At 73.3% G+C, this 9,640-nt stretch carries 8 protein-coding genes and 1 tRNA gene; 2 read left to right on the top strand and 7 right to left on the bottom strand.

Annotated features, from left to right (window positions below; genetic code table 11):
* The first annotated feature begins 673 nt into the window (after positions 1 to 673).
* Positions 674 to 1,873 (top strand): M6 family metalloprotease domain-containing protein, encoded by a 1,200-nt coding sequence (locus tag ACWCP0_RS18655; protein ID WP_451079883.1) that lies wholly within the window; start codon positions 674 to 676, stop codon positions 1,871 to 1,873.
* Positions 1,874 to 2,074: 201 nt separating this feature from the next.
* Here the strand turns inward: ACWCP0_RS18655 and ACWCP0_RS18660 are convergent.
* The 7 genes from ACWCP0_RS18660 to ACWCP0_RS18690 form a co-directional block, all read right to left on the bottom strand.
* Positions 2,075 to 2,148 (bottom strand) — tRNA-Lys (locus ACWCP0_RS18660).
* Positions 2,139 to 2,816, bottom strand: a complete 678-nt coding sequence (locus tag ACWCP0_RS18665) for a bifunctional DNA primase/polymerase (protein ID WP_451079884.1) — start codon at positions 2,814 to 2,816, stop codon at positions 2,139 to 2,141. The genes ACWCP0_RS18660 and ACWCP0_RS18665 overlap by 10 nt, the downstream gene beginning before the upstream one ends.
* Positions 2,817 to 3,008: 192 nt before the next feature.
* On the bottom strand, positions 3,009 to 3,359 hold the full coding sequence (locus ACWCP0_RS18670; protein ID WP_451079885.1) for a hypothetical protein: 351 nt from the start codon (positions 3,357 to 3,359) through the stop codon (positions 3,009 to 3,011).
* A 232-nt stretch (positions 3,360 to 3,591) separates the two neighbouring features.
* Positions 3,592 to 4,926 (bottom strand): AAA domain-containing protein, encoded by a 1,335-nt coding sequence (locus ACWCP0_RS18675; RefSeq protein ID WP_451079886.1) that lies wholly within the window; start codon positions 4,924 to 4,926, stop codon positions 3,592 to 3,594.
* Positions 4,923 to 6,512 carry a hypothetical protein gene (locus ACWCP0_RS18680; protein ID WP_451079887.1) on the bottom strand — a complete coding sequence of 530 codons (1,590 nt, stop codon included), beginning with the start codon at positions 6,510 to 6,512 and terminating at the stop codon, positions 4,923 to 4,925. Before ACWCP0_RS18680 ends, ACWCP0_RS18675 begins: the two co-directional genes overlap by 4 nt.
* A gap of 280 nt (positions 6,513 to 6,792) precedes the next feature.
* On the bottom strand, positions 6,793 to 7,929 hold the full coding sequence (locus tag ACWCP0_RS18685; RefSeq protein WP_451079888.1) for a hypothetical protein: 1,137 nt from the start codon (positions 7,927 to 7,929) through the stop codon (positions 6,793 to 6,795).
* The gene (locus ACWCP0_RS18690; protein ID WP_451079889.1) at positions 7,859 to 8,827 is read right to left on the bottom strand and encodes a phosphatase PAP2 family protein; all 969 of its coding nucleotides are present in this window, start codon (positions 8,825 to 8,827) and stop codon (positions 7,859 to 7,861) included. Before ACWCP0_RS18690 ends, ACWCP0_RS18685 begins: the two co-directional genes overlap by 71 nt.
* A gap of 131 nt (positions 8,828 to 8,958) precedes the next feature.
* Between ACWCP0_RS18690 and ACWCP0_RS18695 the strand changes: the two genes are divergently transcribed.
* The gene (locus tag ACWCP0_RS18695) at positions 8,959 to 9,555 is read left to right on the top strand and encodes a histidine phosphatase family protein (RefSeq protein WP_451079890.1); all 597 of its coding nucleotides are present in this window, start codon (positions 8,959 to 8,961) and stop codon (positions 9,553 to 9,555) included.
* Positions 9,556 to 9,640: the final 85 nt, after the last annotated feature.

Consider the following 9,640-nt stretch of genomic DNA (forward strand, 5'->3'; position numbering starts at 1 on the left):
TGCGGCGGGTGGGTCGAGAGCGGGCTCGGCGGGCGGCGGCGCAAGGCTCGGCGCGCCGGATGTGACGGATGCGCCGGATGCGCCGGACGGCGAGGTGGGCGCAGCGGACGCGGCGGAGGTCGTGGGCGCGGCGGAGCCCGTGGAGGCGGTCGGAGGGGCGGCGACCGGGGTCGTGGCCGTCGAGCCGCCCGCGGTGTGTGTGCCACGTCCGGACGCATGACGCTCCGTAATCGGCGGCAGGGCGCTCCCGGGCGCCGTGACCGCCGCGGAACTCGGTCCTTCGGTGTTTCCGCTCACCGCTCGCTCCCGCTGTGCGTCGTGTCGTTCAGGTCCGGTCGAGGCCGGAAATCCGGGAAAGTGTGCCGATCATAGAGGCTGGCCGGGGGGCCGTTCCAGCTTCTCTGTCGTGATCAAGCGCATGCGAAGGCCCAGACCGATCGTTTCTGCACGGCTGTGGCCTCAGACGACGCTGTCGTGATCGGTTGTGACTTTCTGTGAGCCGCCGGGGTGTCGCCCTGCCTCACCCAACCAGGTCAGCCGAAAGGTGCGAATCACAGAAAATCATCACAAGGTGGGTGAGGCGTCCCGTATTCCGCAGCCGGAGGTCCACGTGGAGGGTCAGCAGACGCGCGTCGGAACACCCGGGGGAGTGGAAAGGCTCAACCTGCGTGCCATGGGCGCCGCTCTCACGTCCCTCGCGGCCCTCGCCGCCACCTCGCTCGTGGCGGGACCCGCCGTGGCCGACACCTCCGCCGGCCCCTGCGCCCTCCCGCGTACGTCCGCCCATCACTCGCTCGGACTGGACAGCTGGAACGGGGCGTTCCCGCGCCCCGAGCGCACGCTCGACGCGGCCATGGTCTTCCTGTCCTTTCCGGACGCCACCCCGTTGACCCGCCCGGACGAACTGGCCGCCGACCACTTCCCGGCGACCAGCGACTTCTTCCGGCGTGCCTCCTACGGGAAGTTCAACCTGCGAGCGCATCCCCTGCCGCAGTGGATCCAGATGCCGCAGCCCTCGACGGCGTACCGGATGAAGCGTGACTGGGACGCCGGACGCCGCGCCGCGTATCTGCGGGACGCGATCACCGTCGCCGATCCGGCGGTCGACTTCTCGCGCTACGACATCGTCTATCTGGTCGCCGACCCGGACGCGCCGGGCGTCGACTCCGACGCGACGAAGGTCGTCAACTTCGACCGGCCGCTGTCCGCCGACGGCACGGACATCCGGCGCGTCGTGACGGTCTTCGAACGGCACCCGCCCGACCGCAATGTGCTCGCGCACGAGACCGGGCACGTCTTCGACCTGCCCGACCTCTATCACCGGCCATCGGACGGCAAGGGCGACTGGGACACGCACGTGGGGGACTGGGATGTGATGGGAAGCCAGTTCGGGCTCGCGCCCGAGCTCTTCGGCTGGCACAAGTGGAAGCTGGGCTGGCTCGACGACCGGCAGGTGCGGTGCGTCACCGGCGGAAGGCTTTCGGACCGGATGCTCACCCTGGAACCGCTCGGCGCGGAACCGTCGCCCGGCATCTCCGCCGGTACCCGCCTCGCGGTCGTACGGACGGGTGAGAACGCGGCGCTCGCGATCGAGGCGCGGGGCGCGGCCGGCAACGACCGGGACACCTGCACCGAGGGCGTGCTCATCTATCGCGTACGGAACGAGGCCGAGTCCGGCGGCGGACCGGTCGAGGTGATCGACGCGCACCCGGACACGGAGGCGTGCTGGGGGCAGTCCGTGTACCCGCCGCTGGCGGACGCACCGCTGACGGTGGGGGAGACGTTCACGGTGCCGGGGGAGCGGGTGCGGGTGGAGGTCGCGGAGCGCACGCGTACGGGAGCATGGACGGTCAAGATCACGCCGGTGGCGTGAGCGCGAGGCGATGGAGGGCCGGCGGTCGGCGGGCGGAGGGTCCGTGCGCGGGGCGTCGCCATGGGCGCCGCCACGGCACCCCGCCGGATCGCTGTCGCGGGGTGTCCGGCCGATCGCGCCATGCATCCGCACCGGTGGCGGAACGCCGAAGGGCGCCCTCGGAAACCGAGAACGCCCAGGTCAGCGATGAAACATCGCAAGTGCGCCGCCAGGGACTCGAACCCCGGACCCGCTGATTAAGAGTCAGCTGCTCTAACCAACTGAGCTAGCGGCGCCTGCTGACGTCGTAGACCTTAGCACCCTGATCGGCGGGAGGAAAAATCGATATACGGACCGTCGCTGCGGAGGTCGCCCGGGCGGCCCGTACGCATGCCCAGAGCAGGATCTCGGGTCCGGGAAGCCATGGGTTGCGGGTGTCAGGAGCCACGATCCAGCGCGGGTCGGATGCGCGGGAGGCCGGGCCGGAGGTGCCGGGGCAGGGCGTCAGCGGCGGGAGCGTGACGGCGTCGCCTGTGCCGTGACAGAGCAGCGGCGGCACGGATGCGCCCCACTCCTCCCAGTCCAGCAGGGACGGTAACCGCTGGGCCGTCCCGGGCGCGGCGAACAGCAGCATCCGGCCGCGGTGCAGGGCCACGGGCCCGGAGCCGGGCCCGTCCGACCACAGCCGTTCGAGCATCCGGCGTCCGAAGATCCCGGGCACGTTGACGACGTCGAACACGGTCCCGCAGGGCACGACCACGGGCGCGGTCGGCTCGGCCTCCCACAGCGCCAGCGCGGACCGCGGATACGCACTGGCCGACGCGAGCCACCCTGCCCCCGACGCGGTCACGTGCGCGGTCTGGTGCCGGCCCTCGTCCCGCAGCAGCGCGAAGATGTCACGCCGCCGCTCGTCGTGGTCACTGGCGGGGCTCAGCGGGGTCTCGTCGCGCAGCCAAGTACTCATGGCGCCTACATCTACGGGGAGTCAGCGTCCGGTTTCTGTGGGTTGCCGAAAATCGGGACAGGGCGGGGCGTGAAGGGGTATCTTGCCTCGCGGCATATGCCATGCGAGATCTTGCCTGTCGTGTGCGAGCCGGACCCACGGGCCTGCCGTGTGCGAGCCGCAGCGCCCCATGCCTGCCTGCCGGCCACCTGCCTACTGGTCGTCGGGCTCCGTCGCGCGGAGGAGATCGCGGCCGAATTCGACCATCTTCTTCGCGTAGTCCTCGCTCCACTCCGCCCGCTGCGCGATGTCCGCCGCGGTCAGCCGGTCGAAGCGGCGCGGGTCGGCGAGCTGTGCCGCCGCGACCGCCTGGTACTCCAGGGCGCGGTCCGCCGCGGCCTGGAACGCCATCGTCAGCTCCGTCGCACGCGACAGCAGGTCCCGGGGGTCCTCGATCGACTCGAGGTCGAAGAAGTGCTCCGGGTCGGAGGCGGCCTCCGAGGGCTCGAAGAGCAGCGGCGCAGGCCGCATCCGCCGCTCGCTCCGCTCAGACGACTCCGCCATGCGTGTCTCCTCCTCGCACATTCCGACCACCCCCTATTGTCCCGCTCGGCACAAGGGGTCCTACGTGGGCCTGCGCGGCCCACGAGAACCGCCGGGCCCACCAAGAACCTAAGGCGTCCATGCCGCTCGGTGTTCCCCGAGAGGGGACAGAACCGCGTGATTCGCCTCGTACCCGGCCGGGCGGTTTCCTCGGCCGCGCTCGCACTCCTTCGCCGGCTTCGGGCGGCGGGTCTCATCGTGTCCATGCCACGCGGTGTTCGCCGAGGTGGGACAGAACCGCGTGGTTCGCCTCCCAACCGTCCGGGAACTTCACCGTCACTCCGAGCTGCACCGGCTCCGTCGACGGGTGCTCGTCCAGGAGGTCCGTCACGCCCGCACGGCACACCACGATGCACGCGTGCCGGTGCCGGGAGGCGAGGACGCACAGGCGGCCCGTCTCCAGGTGGAACGCCGTCGCGTCGGGGCGGCCCGACAGGGGGTGGAGGACGACCGTGACGTCGAACTCGCGGCCCTGCAGCCGGTTCGCCGTGTCCACGGCCACCCCGCTCACCCCCAGCTCGGTCAGCGCCGCCCGCACCGCCGCGGCCTGGTCGCGGTGGGCCGTCCCGACGGCGATCCGGTCCGAGGTGAGCGGCACCGGATGCTCCGATCGCTCCGACACCGACGCCCCGCCGCGGTCCAGGAGCCGTCGTACCACCAGCGCCACGGCCCGCACCGCCTCCGGGTCGGTCCGTGGAGTGTGCCGGGCGGGCAGCTCCAGCAGGCCCCAGCCCGACTCGGCCGCCTCGTCGATCACCCGGTCGGGTCCTGACCCGTCCGACGCCACCCCGAAGGTGAGCCTCCGGTCGCCGTGGCCCGTACCGCTGCGGAACGGCGTGTACGGATAGAACGCGCCCGAGACCAGCGGCGCCGCCGACGCGGGCAGCCGCCACGACACCGGCAGCCGGTGCTGCGGCAGCTCCGGATTGTGTGCCAGCAGCGTGGAGACCGCGCTCGCCGACGGGTCGTACGACAGCCCGGCCCACTGGTCGGCCCCGACCACGGAGAACGGGTCGAGCTGCCCCGGATCCCCCACGAACAGCGCCCGCTCGAACAGCCCGGCCACCGCGAGCAGCGCGTCGGAGCGCATCTGGTACGCCTCGTCCACGATCGCGTGCCGCCACGGCTCGACGCCCTGCACATGCGCCCACTTCGCGGCCGTCGAGATGACGACGTCGAGGCCCGCGAGGTCACCGGCCTTCGCCGACTTGCGTACGTTCTCCAGCTGGTCGAGCGCCTTGTCGTAGGGATCCGGATCGTTGCTGTGCAGCCGGCCGACAGGGAGCTCCGGCTCCTTCTCGGCCAGGCGCAGCACCAGATCGTCCACCTGCGCGTTCGTCTGCGCGACGACCATCAACGGCCGCCCTGCCTCCGCCAGTTCGAGTGCCGCGCGCACGACGAGCGTCGACTTTCCGGCGCCGGGCGGGGAGTCCACGACGACGCCCCGGGCATCCCCGTGGAGGGTGTCGTCGAGGATGCCGGCGGTGGCACGCGCCGCCTCGGCGCCCGGATCGAAACCGGTCGTCACAGCAGGTCCTCCGGGGTCACGGCGTCGGGGCTCTCGGCGGCATCGGTGCGGGGCGGACCACCGTGCGTCCACGGCGTCTCCTCCGGGTCCGGGAGCTTCGGCCCGCCGCGCTGGTCGTGCTCGAACAGCGTCCAGGCGATCCGCTCGCCCTTCTCTGGTACGGAACCCTCGGACGGATCCTTGGAACGGCCCATCCGGTCCAGCAGCCGCAGCACGAGTGCGCCGTCCTCCTCGGACCGTACGAACTCGGCGGACTGCGGCTTGCCGTCCAGCGAGCGGTACACCTTCACGCCCGTGCCCAGATGGGGCCGGTCGTCCGTGCGCACGGTCAGGAGCGGGCGCGGCGACGGCCGCTTCGACTCGGACCAGGCCATCACCACCTCGGTGACCTCGCCGACGAACGCCTCGCCCGCGAGCCGCCGCCCCGCCAGCACCAGCGGATCGTCCAACGCCTCCTGCGCCTCCAACTGCGCCTGGGCCGTCTCTCGCGCGGCGAGCTTCCGCGCCGCGGTCACCGCGTCGTCACGGCGCGGCTGCGGCGGCTCGCCCGCGCGGACCCGGTCGCGGTGGCCGGTGAACGACCAGCGGTCACGGGTCCAGCGGTCGGCGACCCGCGCGCCCACCGGCAGCTCCCGCAGCAGATCCAGGCCCTGCCACACGGCGTCCCAGGTCGGCCGCATGATCCCCTCGAGCAGCCCGCGGATCTCCCGCTCGGCGGCCGTCAGCCGGCCCAGCTGCTCGTCCGCCGCGCCCCCGTCCTCGGCGGCGGCGAGCGCCTGGCGGGCCCGGTCGTAGCGCTCCATCGCGGGTGCCAGCAGCCTGTTGTCGAAGGCCGGGTCCGTGGCGGGACCGGCCGGCGGGCACAGCAGCTGACCGCCGGCGTCCCGCGCCAGCTCGGCCCGCAGGGCCGCCTCGACGCCCGACTCGCCGTCGGGAGGAGCCGTCCAGGCGAGCAGTGCGCCCAGATGCTGGTCCTCCAGATGCGACTGCCCGGTCGCCCAGTGCCGCCCCAGCAGATCCGTCATCGCCAACAGCAACGACGAACCCGGTACGCGCGCCCGCTCCCCGTAGTGCGTCAGCCAGCGTCCGAGCAGCGGCACGCGCGGCGGCGCGGGATACGGGGTGTCCGGATCCTGCTCGGCCGTCCGCCGGAACCGCATCGACCGCCCCAGCAGCCGCACGAACTCGACGCCGGCCCGGCTCGGCACGATCAACTGCGGTGCGTCCGCGCACAGTTCGACCTCGACCTTGGCCTTCTTGCCGGTCTCGGGGTCCGTCTCGCTCCGCTCGGCGGCCTCGACGTCGTCCGCATACGCGTCCAGATACGGCAGCACCGCCTCGGCCAGCTCCGCGAGAAAGGCGAACCGCAGATCCCGGTCGCGCGGCTGCGCGACGGTCAGCAGCCGGGGTGCGTCCCGGTCCGTCCCGACGAGCGCCCCGAGCGGCGCGCCCGCCTCTCCGGCGGTGGTGAGCGGCACGAACACGAGCGGCCGCTCGGCCACGTGCCTGTGCCGCACGGTGGCGATCGGCTGCGCCCGGCCGCTCTCGACGGCCTCCAGCCGCGCGAGGGTGGAGATCAGCGACATGCGCCCCTCCTCGCCGTACCGGCCGCTCCCCGCCCGCGGGCTCCGGTGCTTCTTCCCCCACCCCGCCCCTTTTGGGCTGTGTCGATGTGCGGCTCCGCCGCGTGGGGGCTCCGCCCCGGCCCCCGCGCCTCGATCGCCGGCGGGGCTCCGCACGAGCCCGTCCGGCGTCCGAGGACGGACGCCCGGGCCGACGGGACGGTACCGAGCAGGCTCCCGGCTGCCGAGGGCCCGCCGCCGCAGGAGCCCCAGGACCGTCGGGCGGGTGCGAGCGGCATCGCCGTCACGCCGTCCCCCGGCCCGCGCCGGATGTGCTCAGCGCCTCCGCCCGCAGCGCGGCGGCGCGGCGGAGGGCGTCGACCGCGGGGTCGGCCGGGTCGCCCGCCTCGCCGCGGGCCGCCGCGAGGATCTCGGCGACCGCCGTCAGGCCGCCCAGCTCGCCCCGCACCGCACGCCCCAGCGACTCGACCGCGCCCGCGGTACGTGCCCGCTCGCGGCAGTGGAAGGCCAGCTCGCAGGCGGCCAGGCACTCGGGGGCGTAGGCCGAGGGGACCGCTTCGACGGAGGCCGTCAGTTCGCCGGCCGAGCAGGCCTCCACGTCGAAGCTCACCCCGTCCGGCAGGGCGGCCGCGATGTCCTCGACACGGGTCAGGCGGGTGAGCTGGCGACGGGTCACCGCGAGCTGCTTGCGTACGTCGACCACGGACGCCGCCGGCAGGTTGGAGAAGTCCTTCGGGCAGACCAGCAGCACCGAGTGCCGCACCTCCGCGCCCTCGGTCAGCGCCGCGACCCGCTCCAACGCCAGCACGTACACCGCGGCCTGGCGCGCCGCCGCGCCCACCTTCGCCGCGTCGGCCGAACCGTCGACCATCGGGAAGGACTTGATCTCGACGACCGTCCACCGGCCGTCGGGATGCACCACCACCGCGTCCGGCTCCAGATACACCGGCGAACCCGCCACCTCCAGCGCCAGCATCGGGTGGTCGAGCAGCGTCCACAACCCCGCCCCGGTCGCCTCCCGCAGCGCCAGTGCCGTGCGGGCCGCACGGCCCTCGGGTCCGGCCGCCGCGAGGTCGGGGACCCGCGCCTCCTGGGGGTCGGGGACGCCGAGCAGCCTCAGCAGCTCCGCTCCGCCGTCGGCCTTGACGCGGGCCTCGAACGCATTGCCCCGCATGAACGCGAACTGGGACTGGCCGAACGCCGCGGGCGAACCCAGCGCCCGCGCGAGCGCCGCCTTGTCCACCCCGGCTCCGTCCAGCAGCGCGCGTCGCTTGCACCCGGGGTTCGCGGCGAGGGCCGCCAGCGCGCGGGCGTCGAGCGGATGCGGCGCGGCGGACGGGCCGCGCAGCTCAGCGAGTCGCTGCCGGAGTGCTGTCACCGGCGCCTGCGGAGGAGGTCCGCTGTCCAGGGATGTGCTCACCCGCGGAAGTCTCGCATCCGCCACCGACAATCGTGGACCTGTTGACCCGGGCACCCCGTCCGAACCTGGCCCTCATCCGGTCCGCGAACCGCATCGCCGGCCTCGTGAGCAGCAGCCCGGCCCCCATCACGGCGACGCCCCCGACCGCGTCGAGGAAGTAGTGGTTCGCCGTGCCCATCACCACCAGCGTGGTCAGCGTCGGATATGCGACCGCCAGCATCTTCGTGAGCACGGCCCGGCCGTGCAGCCACATCATCACCCCGCACCACAGCGCCCAGCCGACGTGCAGACTCGGCATCGCCGCGTACTGGTTGGTCATCCCCCCGAGACCGCGCGGCGCGCTCGCCTCCCCGCCCCACCAGCCGTACGAGCTGAACTGCGCCATCGTGTCGACGAACCCGTGCCCCGCGTCCAGCAGTCGTGGCGGGCAGGTCGGCAGGAGCGTGAACCCGATGAGCCCGAGCAGGGTGGAGGCCATCAGCCAGGTCCGCGCCGCCTGGTAGCCGGCGGGGCGCCGACGGAACATCCAGACCAGGATGGCGGGCGTGACCAGGTAGTGGAGCGAGGCGTAGGCGAAGTCGGCGGGTATGCCGAGGCCCGGGGTGCCGGTGAAGAGCCGGTTGAGCGGGTGCTCGAAGTTGATGTGGAAACGTTCCTCCAGGCGCAGGATCCCCACACCGTGCCCGACCGCGTCCGCCGTGTCCCCGCGCGCGAGCAGCCTTCCGGCCGAGTACGCGGCGTACACCACGACGATGAGCGGCAGTTCGGTCCACCACCGGGGCCGCTGTCCGACGGGCTGCCGAAGCGACTGCGGGCCCGGCGCTCCCGCGGGCCGCCGGCCCGGCCCGCTGTCCGGGGCCCGGCGCGGTCGGCGGCTGCTGTGCGCGGTCTGCGGCATCCGGACGCGTCTCCATCGTGTCGTCGGGGCGGCCAGAGGCCGGCGATCAGCCGTACGGCGTACAGGACGCGAGGGGACGGGTGGAGGTTGCCTGGACGTCACCGCGAGTTCAGTTGGGCGATGATGGGGATATGGCACCGCGCATATTTCTCGCCCGGCACGGGCAGACGGAATGGTCCTTGCTCGGCAGGCACACGGGGCGGACGGACATTCCGCTCCTGGACGAGGGGCGCCGGGGCGCGAAGCTGCTGGGGGAGCGGCTGCACAAGGCCCCGTGGTCGGGGCTCCCGGACGCCGTGATCCGCACCAGTCCACTCGTCCGGGCGTACGAGACCTGCGAACTCGCCGGGTTCGCCGACCGCGCGCAGCCCTGGGACACGCTGATGGAGTGGGACTACGGGGCGTACGAGGGTCTGACGCAGGACGAGATCCAGGCGATCGAGCCCGGCTGGATGATCTGGCGCGACGGCGTGCGCGACGGCGAGACCCTGGAGCAGCTCTCCGCCCGCGCGGACGGGATCATCGAGTGGGCGCGCTCGGCCGACCGGGACGTGCTGCTGTTCGCGCACGGGCACATCCTGCGGGTGCTGGGCGCGCGTTGGATCGGGGAGGACGTGTCCTTCGCCGCGCGGATCAAGCTGGATCCGACCAGCCTGTCCGCTCTCGGGTGGGCGTACGGGGCCCCGGCGCTGGAGCGCTGGAACGACACGGGGCACCTGGGGACCTGACCCCGGGCGCGTGCCGCGCCGCGGGTCGGTGGGTGGTTCGTCCCCGAGGACCGTGGCGCCCTGGGCGCGTCACCGGGGCCGGACG

The sequence above is a fragment of the Streptomyces sp. NPDC001970 genome (assembly GCF_053594115.1).

Coding starts and splice junctions, on each gene's coding strand:
- ACWCP0_RS18655 (WP_451079883.1), top strand. CDS start 674: ATGGGCGCCGCTCTCACGTCCCTCGCGGCCCTCGCCGCCACCTCGCTC.
- ACWCP0_RS18665 (WP_451079884.1), bottom strand. CDS start 2,816: ATGAGTACTTGGCTGCGCGACGAGACCCCGCTGAGCCCCGCCAGTGAC.
- ACWCP0_RS18670 (WP_451079885.1), bottom strand. CDS start 3,359: ATGGCGGAGTCGTCTGAGCGGAGCGAGCGGCGGATGCGGCCTGCGCCG.
- ACWCP0_RS18680 (WP_451079887.1), bottom strand. CDS start 6,512: ATGTCGCTGATCTCCACCCTCGCGCGGCTGGAGGCCGTCGAGAGCGGC.
- ACWCP0_RS18690 (WP_451079889.1), bottom strand. CDS start 8,827: ATGCCGCAGACCGCGCACAGCAGCCGCCGACCGCGCCGGGCCCCGGAC.
- ACWCP0_RS18695 (WP_451079890.1), top strand. CDS start 8,959: ATGGCACCGCGCATATTTCTCGCCCGGCACGGGCAGACGGAATGGTCC.